A 17,606-nucleotide genomic window follows, 5' to 3' on the forward strand; every position below is an offset into this window, starting at 1 on the left:
GGTGTGGGTTGGCAGGACACGCCGTAAACCCATCCTTGGGGGCTCGATGGCGCCATCCATGGCGCCAACGGTCCTGCCAACCCACACCGCCCCGCCTCTGACAGGTTCACGCGGCTGTTGGTAGGTGTCGACCTTGGTCGACACATCTGTCAGATATCGATACATCCAATGGGGTCAGATCCGTTTTCCTGCGGAAAACGGATCTGACCCCGCCTGTATGTCGAGCATCGGATCGCGTCTGGGGTAGAGCCCCCTGAGTCAGGGGGCGGCCGCGAAGCGGCGGGGGTATGGAAGCTGGTAAGTGGGGCCCGCGTTTCGCGCAGCGAAGCGTGGGAGCGACAGCGCGCATGCGTTGGCGCGTCCCCGGGCGCCGCCCGGCCGAACTACAATCCCGCTCATGCTGAAATTCTCGAATACCTCCCGCCGGGGGCGCCGGTGAGCGGCCGTGGGGGCAATGACGGCCAGGTCCGCATCATCGGTGGTCGCTGGCGCAACACCCGCCTGCCGGTGCCGACCCTGCCGGGGCTGCGACCCAGCAGCGACCGCGTGCGCGAAACCCTGTTCAACTGGCTGATGCCCAAGCTGGGCGGGGCGCGGGTGCTGGACCTGTTCGCCGGCAGTGGCGCGTTGGGCCTGGAGGCGGTCTCGCGCGGCGCCGCCCACGCCACTCTGGTCGAGCGCGACGCGCAGCTGGGACGCAATCTGACCGCAGCCGTGGCCAAGCTGCAGGCCGCCGACCAGGTCACCGTCGTGCAGGCCGATGCCCTGCGCTGGCTGCAGGGGGCGCAGGCGCAGCAGGCCGATCTGGTGTTCATCGACCCACCGTTCGCCGACGGGCTTTGGCAGGACGTGCTGGCCCAGCTGCCGCGGCACCTGGCTGCCGATGCCTGGCTGTACCTGGAATCGCCGGCCGGCCACGTGCCGGTGCTGCCGTCGGACTGGCTGCTGCACCGCGAGGGCGGCACCCGCGAGGTGCGCTTTGCCCTGTACCGCCGCGCCACTGCTACACTTTGACCTCATCTGAACATCTGCACCCGCCCATGACCGTGGCCAACCGCCGCATTGCCGTGTATCCCGGCACATTCGATCCGATCACCAACGGTCATATCGACCTGGTCAGCCGGGCCGCGCCGCTGTTCGAAAAAGTCGTGGTCGGCGTGGCGCAGAGCCCGTCCAAGGGCCCGGCGCTGCCGCTGGAGCAGCGCGTGCAGCTGGCACGCGGCGCCCTGGCCCATCACGGCAATGTCGAGGTCATCGGCTTCGATACCCTGCTGGCGCATTTCGTACGTTCGGTGCAGGGCGGGGTGCTGCTGCGCGGCCTGCGCGCGGTGTCCGACTTCGAATACGAATTCCAGATGGCCAGCATGAACCGCCACCTGATCCCCGAGGTCGAGACCCTGTTCCTGACCCCGGCCGAGCAGCACAGCTTCATTTCGTCCTCGCTGGTCCGCGAGATCGCCCGCCTGGGGGGCGACGTGTCCGGCTTCGTGCCGGCCGCGGTGCTCGAAGCCCTGCGCAAGGTCCGCGAAGCGAAGGCGGCACAGTCGTAAGCCCCGCTGTACCCGCACCCCATTACGTACACCACCACGCACCATTCCGGGAGGAAACCCATGAACACCACCATGCGCGCGATGCTGATCGCTTCGTTGGCCCTGGCCTTCACCGCCTGCAAGAAGGAAGAGGCCGCTCCTGTCGACGAGGCCAAGCAGGCCCTGGTCGCGCCGTCCAAGGATGACGATGCCGGCTGGAAGAAGTACCTGCAGGAAGTGGCCATCCAGAACATGGGCAACATCAGCAACAGCCCGTTCCTGTACTACCTCTCGCCGGAATCGGACCCGGACTTCCAGGCCAAGTACGAGCGCCAGACCGAGAGCGCGACCCAGGCGGTGGCCCGTGGCGTGCAGCCGGGCAACATGCTGGCCTTCGGTTCGTCGGCCTCGGGCAAGATGGCTGACATGATCCAGGCTGTGTTCAAGGACGTGGCGCCGGATTCGATGAAGGGCGTGCGCGTCGTCTTCATCGGCCAGTCGGCCGACAACGCCCGCGTGCAGGCGGCGGTCCAGCCGACCGGCGCCGAGTACATTTTCGTCGAAGCCAAGTAATACCGAGCCATGGCGGCCATGCTCCGGCATGGCCCGGGCGGCAACCCCGCAAGGGTGCCGCTGATGACCTGACCGGCCCGCGCGCCCGCGCTGGCCGGTCCTTTGTCCCAAGGCGCGGGCGAGGAGTATCGCCATGTCGCTGAAAATCAACGAGCTCTGCGTCAACTGCGACGTCTGCGAGCCGGCCTGCCCGAACCAGGCCATTTCGATGGGTGAAACCATCTACGTGATCGACCCTGCGCGCTGTACCGAATGCGTCGGTCATTTTGACGAGCCACAGTGCGTGGTCGTCTGCCCGGTCGAGTGCATCGACCCGGACCCGGAGATCGTGGAAACGGAAGACCAGCTGCTGGCCAAGCTGCGCCAGCTGCAGCACGATCACCCCGAACTCTACGCGGAGCCCCCATCCGAATGAAGACGCTGATCGTTCGCCCCCTGTTGCTGCTCGGCCTGCTGCTGAGCCCGATTGCCTGGGCCGGCAGCCCGGTCCGTGCCGAGCGCCCTGATGGCGCCGCCATTGCCAGCGGCCATGCGCTGGCCACCCAGGCCGGTATCGACATCCTGGCCCAGGGCGGCAACGCCTTCGACGCAGCAGTGGCGGTGTCGTCCACGCTGGCGGTGGTCGAGCCGATCAGTTCCGGTCTGGGCGGTGGCGGCTTCTTCCTGCTGCACGATGCGGCCACCGGAAAGGACGTGATGCTGGACGCGCGCGAGACCGCGCCGGCCGCCGCGACCCCGCAGGCCTTCCTCGACAAGCAGGGCAACCTGGACCGTGACCGCTCGGTCAACGGCGCCTGGTCGGCCGGCATCCCGGGCCTGCCTGCAGCGCTGGTCGAACTGTCGGGCAAGCACGGCAGGCTGCCGTTGTCGGCCTCGCTGCAGCCGGCCATCCGCATCGCGCGCGAAGGCTTCCCGGTGTACGAGCGCATGGCCAAGGGCTATGCCTCGCGCCGTGAAGTGATGGAGCGCTATCCCGGCACGCGCGAGGTCTACCTGCGCAACGGCACGCCGATCGCTACCGGAGACCTGTTCAAGCAGCCGGAACTGGCGCAGACGCTGGAGCGGCTGGCTGCGGGTGGCTTCGATGGCTTCTACAAGGGCCAGACCGGAAAGCTGTTGCTGGCCGGCGTGAAGCAGGCTGGCGGCAACTGGACCGCTGAAGAGCTGGCCGGTTATCGCGTGAAGCAGCGCGAACCGATCGTGTTCAACTACAACGGCTGGAAGATCACCACCGCGCCGCCGCCGTCATCCGGTGGCATCGCGCTGGCCAGCATGCTGCAGATCCTGGAAGGCTGGGACATCAGGAAGATGGACCCGGCGCACCGCACCCACCTGGTGGTGGAATCGATGCGCCGTGCCTACCGCGACCGTACCTTCTTCCTCGGCGATCCGGACTTCGTGCAGATCCCGCAGAAGGTGCTGACCAGCAAGGACTACGCGCAGGGCCTGCGCGCGACCATCCATCCGGAGAAGGCCACGCCCAGCGACCTGCTGTCGGGCAACCCGACGCCACTGGAAGATGACGAGACCACGCACTTCTCGATCATCGACCGTGACGGCAACCGCGTCGGCGCCACCCAGACCGTCAACCTGCTGTACGGCTCGGGCCTGATTCCGAAGGGCACCGGCGTGCTGCTGAACAACGAGATGGACGACTTCGCGCTGAAACCAGGCACGCCCAATGCATTCGGCGTGATGGGCTACGAGGCCAATGCGCCGAAGCCGGGCAAGCGCATGCTCAGCTCGATGACGCCGACCTTCATGGAAAACAGCGACAAGGTGATCGTGCTGGGCACCCCGGGTGGCAGCCGCATCATCACCATGGTGCTGCTGGGCATCCTCGGCTACGACGCCGGCCTGGACGCGCAGCAGGTTGCTGCGCTGCCGCGCTATCACCACCAGTGGCTGCCGGACCTGATCGAAGCTGAGGACGATGCATTCGACGCGGCGACGGTGAAGCAGCTGCAGGCGATGGGCCACAAGATCGACCTGCCGGGCAATGTCGCCGCAGGCGGCCGCGGTTCCAGCCACGTGTGGGGCAACCTGCAGACCGTGGAATGGGACCGCAAGGCGAACCGACTGTTCGGCGGCAGCGACCCGCGCAATCCGGTGGGCAGTGCCCAGGTCGTGCCGGCCCATTGACGTGGGAGTGCCGGCCACTGGCCGGCACCTCGGCGGATATCGAAACCCCGTCTTCGCCGGCAGGGTTTTCCGTTTGCTTTCTAGCGATTATTTAACGGTCCGGCGCCGATAATCGACACATGAAACTCTGGTCTATTCGTGGAAACTCGCAACGCCTTGATGGCGGCGCGATGTTCGGCAACGCGCCGCGCGCGTTGTGGGAAAAATGGGCGGCTCCGGACGAGCTCAATCGCATCGAGCTGGCCTGCCGTGCGCTGCTTGCCAGTCCGCTGGAAGGCAAGACCGTGCTGTTTGAAACCGGTATCGGGGCGTTCTTCGATCCGCGCATGCGCGAGCGCTACGGCGTGCAGGAAAGCCAGCACGTGCTGATCGATTCACTGCGCGAAGCAGGTTTCGAGCACGAGGACATCGACGTGGTGGTGCTCAGCCACCTGCATTTCGATCATGCCGGTGGTCTGCTTGCCGCATGGAGCGAAGGGCGCGAGCCCGAGCTGCTGTTCCCCAACGCAACCTATGTGGTCGGTGCGCAGCACTGGCAGCGCGCCGTGCAGCCACACCCGCGCGATCGGGCCAGTTTCATTCCTGAGCTGCCCGGCCTGCTGCAGGCCAGTGGCCGCCTGGAAGTGGTGGAGGGGGAGTACTCGAAGGCACTTGGCCGCAGCGTGCGCTTCAGCTACAGCGACGGGCATACGCCGGGGCTGATGCTGGCCGAGATCGTTGGTCATCCGCATGCCGGTGAAGATGCGCACGGTGGCGTGGTGTTCTGTGCCGACCTGATCCCGGGGCGCTCATGGGTACACGTGCCGATCACCATGGGCTACGACCGCAACGCCGAGCTGCTGATCGACGAGAAGCGGCAGTTCCTTGAAGACAAGCTGGCGCGCAACGTGCGGCTGTTCTTCACCCACGACCCGCAGGTGGCGCTGGCGCAGCTGGGCCGTGATGACAAGGGACGTTTCGTGACCCTGCACGAACAGGGCGAGCTGAAGGCGCGCGCCCTGGGTTAACGGCAGAGCCGAGCGTGGGCTCGGCTCTACATCACTCTCGTTACGACGCCTTCAGGCAGCTGCTCATGAAGGTCTTGCGCGCATCGCCTGCCAGCTTCTTCGCACCCGCGTCGGCATTGCACTTGCGCATGCGTTCCTGCTGTGGATTGACCGCCTTGGTTTCGGCGGCGTGGCCGCTGAGGCAGGAACTCTGCGCGGTCTTGTAGGCATCACCCTTCAGCCCCTTGTTCTTGGCCGAACATTCGGCCATGCGCTGCTGCTGCGGGGTGGTGGCGTTGGCAGCCAGGGGCAGGCCAACCAGCAGGACGGCGGCCAGCAGGAAAGCGGCTTTCATCGGAATGCTCCAAGCGGTGGCGGGTGCGCGGAGCATTCGCTTCCGACCGGTAAGGCCACGTGAAGAATCACGGGTCGGCCACGCCCGCGTCCACGGGCGTTCACGTGCCGCGGCGAAGCGCGCCCGCGAGTGGTTGGCGGATCAGAGCACTCTCCTGCGGAGAGGGACCCGACCCGTTCACCGGGATTACCCGACGCGGGTTCCGAAGATGCGGTCGCCGGCGTCGCCCAGGCCCGGCAGGATGTAGCCCTTGTCGTTGAGCTGGGCATCAATGGCCGCGGTGTAGATCTCCACGTCCGGATGCACGGCCTTGACTGCTTCGATGCCTTCGGGCGCGGCCACCAGGAAGATGCCCTTGATGCGACGGGCGCCGGCGCGCTTGAGCATGTCGATGGTGGCGATCAGCGTGCCGCCGGTGGCCAGCATCGGGTCGAGGATCAGTGCGTCGCGCTCTTCCAGGCGGCCGGTCAGGCGCTCGAAGTAGGGCACCGGCTGCAGGGTTTCCTCATCGCGCTGCAGGCCCACCACGCTGACACGGGCCGCCGGGATCAGCGACAGCACGCCGCTGAGCATGCCCAGGCCGGCACGCAGGATCGGCACCACGGTGATCTTGGCGCCGGCAATGCGCTGAACCGTCACCGGGCCGGCCCAGCCGGGCAGGGTGTGCGGCTCGGTGTCCAGGTCGGCGGTGGCCTCGTAGGCCAGCAGGGTACCCAGCTCGTTGGCCAGTTCGCGGAAATCCTTGGTGCTGAGCGCGGCATTGCGCATCAGGCCGATCTTGTGCTGCACCAGCGGGTGGCGCACTTCGACGATCTTCATGGTCGGGAAGGGGGAAAGGAGAGAGAGGAGGCCATTTTGCCGGATTGGCGTGTCGAATCCCAAACCGGCCCCGGAGCGGCGTGACCGGAAATGTGCAGGTGCATGTCATGGCCATGCAACCTTGCGGACATATCGTGCAGACCCATTCTTAACAGGAATGGGGATTCCCAGTGCATATCAAGACTCCGTTGGCCGTTGCCATCACCCTGACCCTGGCAATGGGGGCCGCAGCACCGCTGCAGGCGGCCGGTCAGCAGGCGGTAGCCGCCACCGGCGCCGTGGCCGCCGACGCGGTCGACCTGGACCGCATCGAAGTACGCGCCCAGCTCGAGTCGCAGATCCGCGCAGTCGACCTCAAGCGCAGCAGCGACGCCATCGAGGATGCAGTGTCCTCCGACGCACTGGGCCAGTACCCGGACAAGAACGTGGCCGAGTCGCTGCAGCGCCTGCCGGGCATCAGCGTGACCCGCGACCAGGGCGAGGGCCGCTTCGTGGTCATCCGCGGCCTGGATGCCAATCTCAACAGCGTCAGCGTGGATGGCATCGCCGTCGGCACGCCGGAAGATTCCAGCCGCGCCGCGCCGCTGGACGTTATCCCGTCCGACTCCACCGAACGCCTGCGCGTGGTCAAGTCGCCGACCCCGGACATGCCCGGTGATGCCATCGGCGGCGCCGTACTGGTGGAATCAGCCTCGGCCTTCGACCGCGACGGTCGCAGCCTGCGTGGCAAGATCGAAGGCAGCCACCAGCAGTTGTCCGGCGAGACCAGCCCCAAGGCCGCCTTCAACTACAGCGAAGTGTTCAACGACACCTTCGGCGTGGCCCTGGGCGTGAACTACCAGAAGCGGAAGTTCGAGTCGGACAACACCGAAGTGGAGTACGACGGCGAGGATGACGCCGCACCTGGCGACGTCACCGCGATCAACCTGCAGCACCGCAAGTACGAGATCGAGCGCAAGCGCATCGGCGCCAACCTCAACCTCGACTGGCGGCCGAACGAAAACAGCAAGTACTACCTGCGCACGCTGTACAGTCAGTTCGATGATGCGGAGACCCGTCAGCGCGTGATCTTCAACTTCGATGACGCGAAGATGGTCAAGACCGGCACCGACCAGTACCGCCTGGACGGCATGCCGAAGGATTCCATCGACAAGCGCATGCGCTATCGCACCAAGAAGGAAAACACCTTCGCGGCCAGCCTGGGCGGCGAGAACAAGTTGACCAACGCCGTGGTTGATTACCGGATCGGCTACACCCGTACCGAAGAGCGGGTAAATGACGAGATGGAGGCGCGCTTCAAGCTCAACGGAAAGGCCTTCAATGGCACGCTGGACCAGCGCAGCCGCCTGCCCAGCTACAGCTTCGACAATCCGCAGTGGCTGGACAATGCCAACTACGCGTTCGATCGTTTCGTGATCTCGCCGAAGCAGGTGAATGACAAGGAACACAGCGCGCAGGTCAACGTGCGCTTCGACGGCGACAGCAGCAGCATCAAGTTCGGCCTGCTGGGCCGCTGGCGCGACCGCGACGTGAATGTGGATGAGCGCGAACTGCGCGTCGGCCCGAAGGTGGCGCTGGCGGGCTGGACCACCTCCTCGCCCGAACATCGCCACGGCAACTTCGGCGACGGCATGGATTCGGCGGCGATGCGTGCCTTCTGGGCGGCCAATGGCAGCCAGTACAGCGCCCGCCCGCAGGACGTCGGCGGCAACGCGATGACGTCGCTGGAAGAGGATTACGTGGCCAGCGAAGACATCTTCGCCAGCTACGCCATGGGTACCTGGGACGTGGGCGCGCTGCGCATCATCGGCGGTGTTCGCGTGGAGAACACCCGCTTCAAGGCCGCCGGCAACCAGGTGGATGTGGCCGCCAACGGCCGCAGCTTCACCGTCACCCCGCGCGTGGCCACCAGCAGCTACACCAACGTGCTGCCGGGCCTGCACCTGCGTTACGACGCGGCCAATGATTGGGTGCTGCGCGGCTCGGCCAACAAGACCGTATCGCGCCCGTCGTTCGGCGATGTCTCGCCGCGCGTGGGTTACAGCCGGGGAGATGAGGAAGTGCGCCTGGGCAACCCGGAACTGGACCCGTACGAGTCCAGGAACATCGACCTGTCGGTGGAAAAGTACATCGGCAGCACCGGCATCGTCTCGCTGGGCCTGTTCCACAAGTCGATCGATGGCTACATCGTGGAGACCGTGCGCACCAATGATCCAGCCTACGGCGGATTCGACGTGACCCAGCCGATCAATGGCCGCAAGGCCACCGTGCGTGGTGCCGAATTCAATTGGCAGCAGCAGCTGGCCTTCCTGCCGGAGGGCCTGGATGGCCTGCTGGTCGGCGCCAGTGGCACCTGGCTGGATACCGAGTTCGATGCCGGCATCAAGGACCGTGCGGGCGAGGACTTCACGCTGCCGCGCGCTTCCAAGCATGTCTACAGCGCACACATCGGCTATGAAAAGTATGGTGTAAGCACGCGCCTGGCGGCCGTGTACCGCAGCGAGTATCTGGACAGCATCGGCAAGGGCCGCGCGTTCGACATCTACGTGGCACCCAACACCCAGCTCGATTTCTCGCTTGACTACAAGTTCACCCCGCGCGTGAGCGTGTACTTCGAGGCGCAGAACCTGCTGGACAAGCCATTGGAGCTTTACCAGGGCACCCGTTCGCGCACCCTGCAGATGGAAGAGTACGGCCGCACCTATGCGCTGGGCCTGAAGGTGGCGCTGTGAGGGGGCGTGGCTTCACCGTCCTGGCCGCCGCGCTGGCAGCCGCGCTGGTCGCCGGCTGCACGCCGGCCACCGGCACCGATCCGGTTGCGGGAGTAGCCGCGCCGGCCGCCGGGGGCGAGCGCGTGGTGACCACCATCGCCGAGGCCTTCCTGTCACCGATGACCCCGGCCGACAACATCGACTCGCCTGCAGCCTGGCGCGCGCCGGACGGCGCGCTGTGGCTGATCGCCACCGCCAAGGCCACCGACAAGCTGGTGGTCTACGACGGCAGCACCGGGCAGCACCTGCGTGACGTCGGCAGCAGCGGCACCGCACCGGGGCAGTTCGACCGCCCAAACGGTATCGCGGTGATCGACGACCTGCTGTGGATCGTGGAGCGCGACAATCACCGTGTGCAGGTGCTGAGCCTGCCGGACTTCACGCCGCTGGCGACGTTCGCTGCCGACGACCTGCGCAAGCCGTACGGGCTGTGGGTCGACCGCCGTGCCGATGGCTACAGCGTCTACGTCACCGACTCCTGGGACAACGGCGAGGATGCGCAGGGGCGTGACATCCTGCCGCCGCTGGCCGAGCTGGACAAGCGCGTGCGCCAGTACCACGTGTCCCGCAATGGCGCGAAGGTCGGCGCGAAGCTTGTCGCCAGCATCGGTGACACCACCGAGGCCGGTGCGCTGCGCGTGGTCGAGTCGATCTGGGGCGATCCCGAGAACGACCGCCTGCTGATCGCCGAAGAGGACGAGAGCTACGCCAGCGAGTTCAAGGTCTACACCCTGGCGGGCCGCTTCACCGGCACCACCTTCGGCCGCGACGTTTTTAAGGCACAGGCCGAAGGCGTGACCCTGCGCACCTGTGGCAAGGACGGCTGGTGGATCACCACCGAACAGGGCAAGCAGCGCAGCGTGTTCCACCTGTTCGACCGGCACACGCTGAAACCGGTCGGCGCGTTCCAGGGCAATACCGTGGCCAACACCGATGGCATCTGGATGATGCAGCAACCCAGCGCGCGCTTCCCGCATGGTGCGCTGTACGCCGTGCACGACGACCAGGGCGTGGTGGCCTTCGACTGGGAGAGCATCGCCAAGCAGCTGGCGCTACCGCTGGAGTGTGGTGCATGAGCCGGCACTGCGTGATGCCTACGTTGGCACTGGGCCTGCTGCTGGCCCTCCCGTCGCTGTCGTTCGCAGCAGCCGAAGCCAATACCCAGGTGCCGGCGGGCAGCCGCCACTACGCGGCGACGACGGTACCGGACCGCATCGTCGCCTCCCCGTCGGCCGATCCCAGCCATGGGTTCGCCGTGGCCTGGCGTACCGACGGCAGCGTGCAGGCACCGCTGCTGGAGATTGCCCCCGCCGCAGATTCGCCCGCCATCGAGGGCATCCGCCAGGTGCGCGCAACGACCCGTTCGCTACAGACCGAGAACGGTCTGTCGCATCATCATCGCGCCGACATCAGCGGCCTGCGGCCGGATACCCAGTACGTCTACCGGGTGCAGGGCAACGGCAGCTGGAGCGCCTGGAACCAGCTGCGTACGCTGGCCGCCGCCGACCAGCCGCTGACCCTGCTGTACTTTGGCGACACCCAGAACAAGAACGTCAGCCATGTCAGCCGAGTGGTGCGCGCCGCGCAGAAGGCCGCACCCGAGGCGCGCATGAGCCTGTTCGCTGGCGATCTGGTCAGTGGAGGTGATGGTGCCGATGACAGCGAGTGGGGCGAATGGTTTGCCGCCACCGGTTGGCTGGCGCAGGAGACCCTGGTGGCGCCGGCGATCGGCAACCACGAGTATTTCGAGGAGTTCGAGGACACTCCGCAGGAACGCCGCGTGCTGGGCAGGCACTGGCCGCTGACGTTCGCACTGCCGGGAAATGGTGCCACCGCTGCACAGCAGACCAGCTATTGGTTCGACGCGCAGAGCGTGCGCGTGGCCGTGGTCGATGGCACGTCAGCACTCGACCTGGGCACCGCCACGGCACAGGCACAATGGCTGGACAAGGTGCTGACCGGCAATCCCCAGCCGTGGACCATCGTGCTGCTGCACCAGCCGTTCTATTCGCCGCGCGAAGGCCGCGAGAACGCCGCATTGCGTGACGTGCTGCTGCCGGTGGTGCGCCGCCACAATGTTGACCTGGTGTTGCAGGGCCACGATCACACCTACGGCCGCCGTGGCGAAGGGCAGGCCGCAACCCCGCAGTACGTGGTGACCGTGGCCGGGCCCAAGCAGTACCGTCTCTCCGACGAGGCGCGAAAGACGATGGATCCGGTGGCCGAGGACACCCAGCTGTTCCAGGTGTTGAACATCGATCCGCAGCGCCTGCGCTATGAGGCGCGTACCGTGACCGGTCGTCTCTACGATGCCTTCGAGTTGCGCCGCGATGCCAAGGGGGGCAAGCAGCGCACGGAGCTGACCGAAGGCCGCATTACGCCACGCGACTGCCCGCGCGCACAGACGGCCAAGGGTCGTACCGACCGCTGCTGGGAATGAGGAGATGCCGATGACCACGCACCGCCGTATCGTTCCTCTCGCTGCCATCGGTGCGGCACTGCTGTTGCTGGCCAGTGCAGTGACCGCTGCCGATACAGTGCTGCACCCGTTCCTGGCCGACCAGCCGAAGCAGGCCCCGGATGAAGTTCACCTGGCGGTGGAGATTCCTGCCGGCAGCTTCACCAAGTACGAGATCAAGGAAGACGGCCTGGTGCATGTGGATCGCTTCCAGTCGATGCCGGTCGCCTATCCGGCCAACTACGGTTCGATGCCGCGCACGCTGGCTGGCGACAACGATCCGCTGGACGCGCTGGTGCTGACCCGTGAACCCCTGCATCCGGGCGTGATCGTGCGCTTCCGGCCGATCGGTTACCTGAAGATGATCGATGGCGGCGAGCACGACGAAAAGATCATCGGCGTACCGACCGACAAGGTCGACCCGACCTACGCCACGATCCGCGATCTGAAGGATCTGCCGGAGGTCGAGCGCCAGCGCATCGAGGCCTTCTTCCGGGTCTACAAGGACCTGCCGGCCGGGCGCAACCCGGTGCAGCTCAACGGTTGGGGCAACGCCGCCGAGGCGCGGGCGCTGATCAGCGAAGCGATGAAGCGCTTCGAAAAGTAGATCCACGCCATGCGTGGATTCAGTCCAGCAACGTCTCGATGAACGATTCGGCCTGCAGGCGGTCGCCCAGTACCCGGGCCACCGCCTGTACTGCTGCCTCCTGGTGTTCAGGGCGGATGCCGCCATCATCATCGTCGTTGTAGAGGTCATCGCCGGCATCGAGGTATACCGTGCCCGCTGCAGCCAGAGCCGCCATCAGGGTCGGCACATCGGCGGTGATCTCGCCGGCATCCAGCAGGCCGGCACCGTGATGGCTGAACAGTACACGGCCATCGTCCAGGTCGAGGATGAACGGATCGGCGCTGCGATCGGCAATCACCAGCCAGTTCGATGGCCAGTCGTTGATCCGTTCGCCGCTGACGCCGTGCCAACGATAGCCGGCCTGCTGGCTCCACAGGCGTTGCAGTGGCGGTATCCAGACATCAAGGCCGGGAACGGTGATGCCGGCGCGGCCAACCCTGGCATTGATCTCTTCGCCCAGCGGCCCCACCTGCGCGTAAAAACGTGCCAGTACGGGGGGCAGAGGGAACGGGCCCTGCCAGTCACGCTCGTGCTGGGCATGCAGCAGCCCGAAGCGGGCGAATGAGGCGTGCAGATCTTCCATGTCAGAGTCCAACGGGTAGCGGCCGTGCAGCCTAGCAGACAGCGTCTGCGCGCATCGCCTTCACCACCGCTGGCTATCATGTGCGCCTTCCACAACGAAGGCAGTGCCTGTGTCGGTAGCGTTGGTATGGTTCCGCCGTGATCTGCGGCTGCAGGACAATCCGGCCCTGCAGGCCGCGCTGGATGCAGGTCACGATGTGGTGCCGGTCTACATCCACGCGCCGCACGAGGAAGGCGAATGGGTGCCCGGTGCGGCCTCCGATGCCTGGCGCCACCGTTCACTGGCCGCGCTGGATGCGGACCTGCGCGCGCGGGGTTCCTCGCTGGTGCTGCGCAGCGGCGATAGCCTGCCGGCCCTGCAGTTGCTGATCGAGCAGGCGGGCGCCGAGGCGGTGTACTGGAACCGCAAGTACGAACCGGCCACCCAGCCCCGCGACGCGGCCATCAAGCGCACGCTGCGCGAGCAGGGCATCGACGCGCAGAGCTGCAATGGCAGCCTGTTGTTCGAACCCTGGGACATTGCCACCCAGCAGGGCCAGCCGTACAAGGTATTTACGCCGTACTGGCGCAATGTACTCAGTCATTGGCGCCTGCCGGCACTGCAGGCTGCACCGGAAGCACTGGCGCCGCACGCGGTCGACAGCCTGGCATTGGATGATCTCCAGCTGGCACCGACGCTGGACTGGGATACCGGCTTCTGGGAGCACTGGCAGCCGGGTGAAGCCGGTGCGCTGGAAGCACTGTCCGTCTTTGAAGACGGTGCCCTGCGCGGGTATCGCGAGCAGCGTGACCTGCCGGACCGTGTCGGGACCTCGCGGTTGTCGCCCCATCTGCACTTCGGCGAGATCGCGCCGTGGCGCATCGCGCAAGCCCTGGAAGGGCTGCGCAGTGCGGCCACCGATGCCGACATCGACGGCTACCTGCGCCAGCTGGGCTGGCGTGACTTCGCCTACCACCTGCTGCATCACTTCCCGAAGACGCCGACCGACAACCTCAACCCGCGCTTCGACCGTTTCCCGTGGGCCACTCCGAGTGCCACGCAGCTGCACGACTGGCAGCGCGGCAATACCGGCGTGCCGATCGTCGATGCCGGCCTGCGCGAGCTGTGGCACACCGGCTACATGCACAACCGGGTGCGGATGATCGTGGCCAGCTACCTGTGCAAGCACCTGCGCGCGCACTGGCTGCATGGCGCGCGCTGGTTCTGGGACACCCTGGTCGACGCCGACCTGGCCAATAACACCATGGGCTGGCAATGGGTGGCCGGGACTGGCGCCGATGCCGCTCCGTACTTCCGGGTGTTCAACCCCGTGACTCAGGCCGAGAAATTCGATCCTCAGGCACGGTACATCAGCCGCTGGGTGCCCGAACTGGCCGCGCTGCCGGTGAAGGCCCGGTTTGCGCCGTGGCAGCATCCGCTGCTGCTGGCGGCGCATGCCCCGGGCTATCCGCGTGCGCCGCTGGTGGACCTGGCCGCGGGCCGCGACGCCGCATTGGCGGCATACCGCCAGTCGGGGGCGGGGTAAAGGGTGACCCGAGCGATCCGGTCAGTTAGCTGAACGCGGCCCTGTCGGCGCACCGGATCATCATCCCGACGTCGCATCGGGCTGTTTATTCTCTCTGCGCCCGCAAGCCGCCGGCCCGTCCGGAAACCAAGGAGAACCTCATGATCCGCAACACCACCCGCAACGTCGCACTGGCCCTGATGAGTGCGGCCGTCCTGTCGGCCTGCGCCACCGGCGGCTCCTACGTGCAGAGTGACCAGTACGGCAATCCGACCGAGCAGCAGAACCGCACTGGTCGTAACGCGCTGATCGGTACCGCCATCGGCGTGGCTGCCGGCCTGTTGACCGGCGACAGCGCCACCGAGCGCCGTCAGCACGCATTGATCGGTGCCGGTATCGGTGCGCTCAGCGGCGCCGCGGTCGGCCAGTACCAGGATCGCCAGGAACGCGCGCTGCGCGAGCGCACCGCCAACACCGGCATCGATGTGCAGCGCCAGGGCGACAACATCATGCTGAACCTGCCGGACGGCATCACCTTCGACTTCGGCAAGGCCACCCTGAAGCCGCAGTTCTACGGCTCGCTCAACGGCGTCGCCGGTACGCTGCGTGAGTACAACCAGACCATGATCGAAGTGGTCGGCCACACCGACAGCATCGGCAGCGACGCTGTGAACAACCGACTGTCGAAGGAACGCGCCGACTCGGTCGCCCAGTACCTGATCGGCCAGGGCGTGCAGAGCGTACGTATCGAAACGCTGGGCGCCGGCAAGGCGTATCCGATTGCCGACAACAGCACCGACGCCGGCCGTGCCAAGAACCGCCGCGTCGAGATTCGGGTGATTCCGCTCAAGCAGTAACGCGTAGCGTTACTGCTTGAGCCGGTCCGGCCATCGGCCGAAGCGAAAATGCCGCCCTTGCAGGCGGCATTTTTGTGGGTGCCGAGCGTTGCTCGGCACGCCGATGGCGTATGCGGAGTCTAGCCGTGCTCGACTCACCAGAGGCAGTCGAGCGTGGCTCGACTCTACAGAAACCGGCATCGCGCGCCCGGGTAGAGCCACGCCATGCGTGGATACCCCCGGCTACGCCGCCGAAGCGGCTACCTTCTCCAGGATCCGCTTGCCGCTGCTTTCCAGAGCGGCGTCTTCCTTTTCCTTCTGCTGCTGCGCCAGCTTCGCACCCGGGCACTGCGCCAGCATGTAATTGGCGTCGAAGTTGAGCTTCTCGACCAGGAAGTCGACAAACGCACGCACCTTTGGCGAGACCAGGCGGCCGCCGGCGAACACGGCGTTGAAGTCCACTTCCGGGCCGGTCCAGCCAGCCAGCACGCGGCGCACCATGCCCGATTCAACGAACGGCTTGGCCATCACGTCGCCGGTCAGCAGCAGGCCTTCGCCACAGACCAATGCACCATTCAACGCAGACATGTCGTTGGCGGTCATCAGCGGGGTAACCGGGAAGTCGCGCAGTTCCCCACCGTTCTCGCCCAGCTGCCAGGTGAAGCGCGGCGAGTTGCCGGTGTGGTACGGCTTGCGCATCGCAAGGATGCGATGGAACTGCAGTTCTTCCGGATGCAGCGGCTCGCCGTAGCGCTCGATGTAGGCCGGGCTGGCGAACACCTGCGTCCGCAGGCTGCCCAGCTTGCGCGCGACCAGATTGGAATCGGGCAGGGCACCCACGCGCAGCGCCAGGTCCGCTTCACCGGCGATCAGGTCCAGCTTTTCGTTGCCCATGTGCATGTCCAGGCGGATCTCCGGGTACTGCGCATGGAACTGGCCCAGCAGCGGGGCGATCCAGGTGATGCCGATCGAATAGGGCACGGTGAAGCGCAGCCAGCCGCGCGGGCCGGACTGCAGCTGGCTCACCGCGCTTTCGGCCTCTTCAAGCTCGCGTGCGATGCGCTGGCAATGTTCGTGGTAGATCGAACCAGCTTCGGTCAGGCCGAGGCGGCGCGTGGTCCGGTGCAGCAGGCGCGCGCCCAGGCGCGTTTCCAGCTCCTGCACTTTGCGGCTGACCGTGGTCTTGGGCAGGCCGAGCGATTTGGCAGCGGCAATGAAGCTGCCTTGCTCGACCACTTTGACGAAGATCAGCGTCTCGTTGAGATCGTGGGACATGGTCGGGATCCTGGACGTCGGGGATGGGACAATCGTGACAGAACGATTGGACCGGGAGCGGGATGATTATTCCCCTTAATCAGGACTAATCAAGTAAAGGTTTGAGGTCTATCGTGGCGCCATTCGTTAATTGGAGCCCGTCCGCCATGAGCCTGCGCAACATTCTTGCCCGACTCCGGAACGCCGGCCAGAGCACCCTGGACCTGGCGATGACCGTCGAAGCCCGTCCGAGTTCCTTGGTACACAAGGACTTTCGTGAGTTTACCGCGCCGATGCGTCAGCAGCGTGGCGGCGCCATCCGATTGGCCCCCCACAAGGGTGACCGGCTGCGCCGGATCGGGACTATCCCGGATTTGGGAGGAAATGTCCCGTGAATGGGATACTGACGCCCGAAGTTCTGGTCCTCGGTGGTACCGGTGCCGTGGGCCAGGGCGTGGTCGGCGCCTTGCTGGAAGCCGGCAGTCCGGTGCTGGTGGTCGGTCGCGATCCGGGCCGGCTGGCTGCGCTGCATGAGCAGTTCGCCGATGAGCCGGGCCTGGAGACGCTGCTGGGTTCACTCAGCGATGACGGCTCGGCACGCGCCTTGGCCGAACGCATCGGGCAGCGCCCGCGTCCATTGGCCGCGGTGATCGCGGCCATGGGCGGGCCCTACCGTCGCGGCCGGGTGATCGACCGCAACGGCGAGGAGCTGCTCGGGGCCATGCAGGCCGACCTGATGCCGCATGTGCATGCGGTGCGCCACCTGCTGCCGTTGTTGCAGGACAACGTGCATGCGCGGCGCTATGTGATGATCGGCAGCCCGGCCAGCGCCAAGCCTTGGGCGGGCTACGGCGAGACCTCGATCACTACCGCCGCGCTGCGCATGTACGCGCAGGTGGTGCATCAGGAAGCGCAGGCGCTGGGCGTGCGCGCGCAGATGCTGGAAGTCTGCAGCCCGGTGTGTACCCCGGCCAACGCGGCCAACGCCTGCATCGAGTGGCCCAGCTCGCTGCTGGTCGGCCGCCGCGTGGTCTCGCTGCTCGATGGTTGCCGGGACAACCGCGCCATCGTCCGCTGCGACAGCAGCGATGCCGAACTGCCACGCGGCCTGCTGCACCTGGAAGTTCCCCCTTTGTGGCGCGATACCGCAGGCGTCGCTTGACCTCGA

The 17,606-nt window shown here is 66.4% G+C and carries 18 protein-coding genes; 14 read left to right on the forward strand and 4 right to left on the reverse strand.

What is annotated here, in order from left to right; all coding sequences use genetic code 11:
* Window positions 1-435: 435 nt before the first annotated feature.
* The 6 genes from rsmD to VG543_RS20080 all read left to right on the forward strand — a co-directional run bounded on the left by rsmD (window position 436) and on the right by VG543_RS20080 (window position 5,251).
* Window positions 436-1,014 (forward strand): 16S rRNA (guanine(966)-N(2))-methyltransferase RsmD, encoded by a 579-nt coding sequence (gene rsmD, locus VG543_RS20055; RefSeq protein WP_423179132.1) that lies wholly within the window; start codon window positions 436-438, stop codon window positions 1,012-1,014.
* Between the two features lie 26 nt (window positions 1,015-1,040).
* On the forward strand, window positions 1,041-1,550 hold the full coding sequence (gene coaD / locus VG543_RS20060; protein ID WP_005416145.1) for a pantetheine-phosphate adenylyltransferase: 510 nt from the start codon (window positions 1,041-1,043) through the stop codon (window positions 1,548-1,550).
* A gap of 60 nt (window positions 1,551-1,610) precedes the next feature.
* A complete protein-coding gene (locus VG543_RS20065) occupies window positions 1,611-2,102 on the forward strand; it encodes a hypothetical protein (RefSeq protein WP_010484374.1) in 492 nt (163 codons plus the stop codon).
* A 133-nt stretch (window positions 2,103-2,235) separates the two neighbouring features.
* Window positions 2,236-2,517, forward strand: a complete 282-nt coding sequence (locus tag VG543_RS20070) for a YfhL family 4Fe-4S dicluster ferredoxin (RefSeq protein WP_010484376.1) — start codon at window positions 2,236-2,238, stop codon at window positions 2,515-2,517.
* Window positions 2,514-4,244 (forward strand): gamma-glutamyltransferase, encoded by a 1,731-nt coding sequence (gene ggt / locus VG543_RS20075; protein WP_423179133.1) that lies wholly within the window; start codon window positions 2,514-2,516, stop codon window positions 4,242-4,244. The genes VG543_RS20070 and ggt overlap by 4 nt, the downstream gene beginning before the upstream one ends.
* 119 nt (window positions 4,245-4,363) lie before the next feature.
* Entirely contained in the window at window positions 4,364-5,251 is an 888-nt protein-coding gene (locus VG543_RS20080; RefSeq protein ID WP_155029342.1) for an MBL fold metallo-hydrolase, read from the forward strand.
* Window positions 5,252-5,291: 40 nt separating this feature from the next.
* On the opposite strand, the gene VG543_RS20085 is transcribed toward VG543_RS20080, so the two are convergent.
* Together VG543_RS20085 and upp are read right to left on the reverse strand one after the other, a co-directional pair.
* Window positions 5,292-5,585: a PsiF family protein gene (locus tag VG543_RS20085; RefSeq protein ID WP_019661214.1), complete on the reverse strand. Its 294-nt coding sequence runs from the start codon at window positions 5,583-5,585 to the stop codon at window positions 5,292-5,294.
* A gap of 186 nt (window positions 5,586-5,771) precedes the next feature.
* Window positions 5,772-6,404, reverse strand: a complete 633-nt coding sequence (upp, locus tag VG543_RS20090) for a uracil phosphoribosyltransferase (RefSeq protein WP_005409099.1) — start codon at window positions 6,402-6,404, stop codon at window positions 5,772-5,774.
* Between the two features lie 218 nt (window positions 6,405-6,622).
* Between upp and VG543_RS20095 the strand changes: the two genes are divergently transcribed.
* From VG543_RS20095 to VG543_RS20110, 4 genes are read left to right on the forward strand one after another with little or no spacing between them, the layout of a single operon-like run.
* On the forward strand, window positions 6,623-9,136 hold the full coding sequence (locus VG543_RS20095) for a TonB-dependent receptor (protein WP_423179147.1): 2,514 nt from the start codon (window positions 6,623-6,625) through the stop codon (window positions 9,134-9,136).
* Entirely contained in the window at window positions 9,133-10,251 is a 1,119-nt protein-coding gene (locus VG543_RS20100; protein WP_423179134.1) for a phytase, read from the forward strand. Before VG543_RS20095 ends, VG543_RS20100 begins: the two co-directional genes overlap by 4 nt.
* Window positions 10,252-10,265: 14 nt before the next feature.
* Entirely contained in the window at window positions 10,266-11,615 is a 1,350-nt protein-coding gene (locus VG543_RS20105) for a metallophosphoesterase family protein (protein ID WP_329846992.1), read from the forward strand.
* A gap of 10 nt (window positions 11,616-11,625) precedes the next feature.
* On the forward strand, window positions 11,626-12,240 hold the full coding sequence (locus VG543_RS20110) for an inorganic diphosphatase (protein WP_021203979.1): 615 nt from the start codon (window positions 11,626-11,628) through the stop codon (window positions 12,238-12,240).
* 19 nt (window positions 12,241-12,259) lie between these two features.
* Here VG543_RS20110 and VG543_RS20115 read toward each other — a convergent pair whose 3' ends face one another.
* The gene (locus VG543_RS20115) at window positions 12,260-12,844 is read right to left on the reverse strand and encodes a hypothetical protein (protein ID WP_134730638.1); all 585 of its coding nucleotides are present in this window, start codon (window positions 12,842-12,844) and stop codon (window positions 12,260-12,262) included.
* Window positions 12,845-12,953: 109 nt separating this feature from the next.
* On the opposite strand from VG543_RS20115, the gene VG543_RS20120 reads away from it, so the two are divergent.
* Together VG543_RS20120 and VG543_RS20125 are read left to right on the forward strand one after the other, a co-directional pair.
* On the forward strand, window positions 12,954-14,369 hold the full coding sequence (locus tag VG543_RS20120) for a cryptochrome/photolyase family protein (protein WP_019661220.1): 1,416 nt from the start codon (window positions 12,954-12,956) through the stop codon (window positions 14,367-14,369).
* 140 nt (window positions 14,370-14,509) lie between these two features.
* Window positions 14,510-15,205: an OmpA family lipoprotein gene (locus tag VG543_RS20125; protein ID WP_005416156.1), complete on the forward strand. Its 696-nt coding sequence runs from the start codon at window positions 14,510-14,512 to the stop codon at window positions 15,203-15,205.
* Between the two features lie 222 nt (window positions 15,206-15,427).
* Here the strand turns inward: VG543_RS20125 and VG543_RS20130 are convergent, their stop codons facing one another.
* The gene (locus tag VG543_RS20130) at window positions 15,428-16,459 is read right to left on the reverse strand and encodes a LysR family transcriptional regulator (protein ID WP_005409107.1); all 1,032 of its coding nucleotides are present in this window, start codon (window positions 16,457-16,459) and stop codon (window positions 15,428-15,430) included.
* A gap of 146 nt (window positions 16,460-16,605) precedes the next feature.
* Between VG543_RS20130 and VG543_RS20135 the strand changes: the two genes are divergently transcribed.
* Window positions 16,606-16,833 (forward strand): hypothetical protein, encoded by a 228-nt coding sequence (locus tag VG543_RS20135; RefSeq protein WP_019661221.1) that lies wholly within the window; start codon window positions 16,606-16,608, stop codon window positions 16,831-16,833.
* Window positions 16,830-17,600, forward strand: coding sequence for an SDR family NAD(P)-dependent oxidoreductase (locus VG543_RS20140; RefSeq protein ID WP_019661222.1), 771 nt, complete (start codon window positions 16,830-16,832; stop codon window positions 17,598-17,600). Before VG543_RS20135 ends, VG543_RS20140 begins: the two co-directional genes overlap by 4 nt.
* Window positions 17,601-17,606 lie beyond the last annotated feature (6 nt).

The organism is Stenotrophomonas sp. CASM101 (genome assembly GCF_049384845.1).
GTDB classification, from domain to species: domain Bacteria; phylum Pseudomonadota; class Gammaproteobacteria; order Xanthomonadales; family Xanthomonadaceae; genus Stenotrophomonas; species Stenotrophomonas hibiscicola.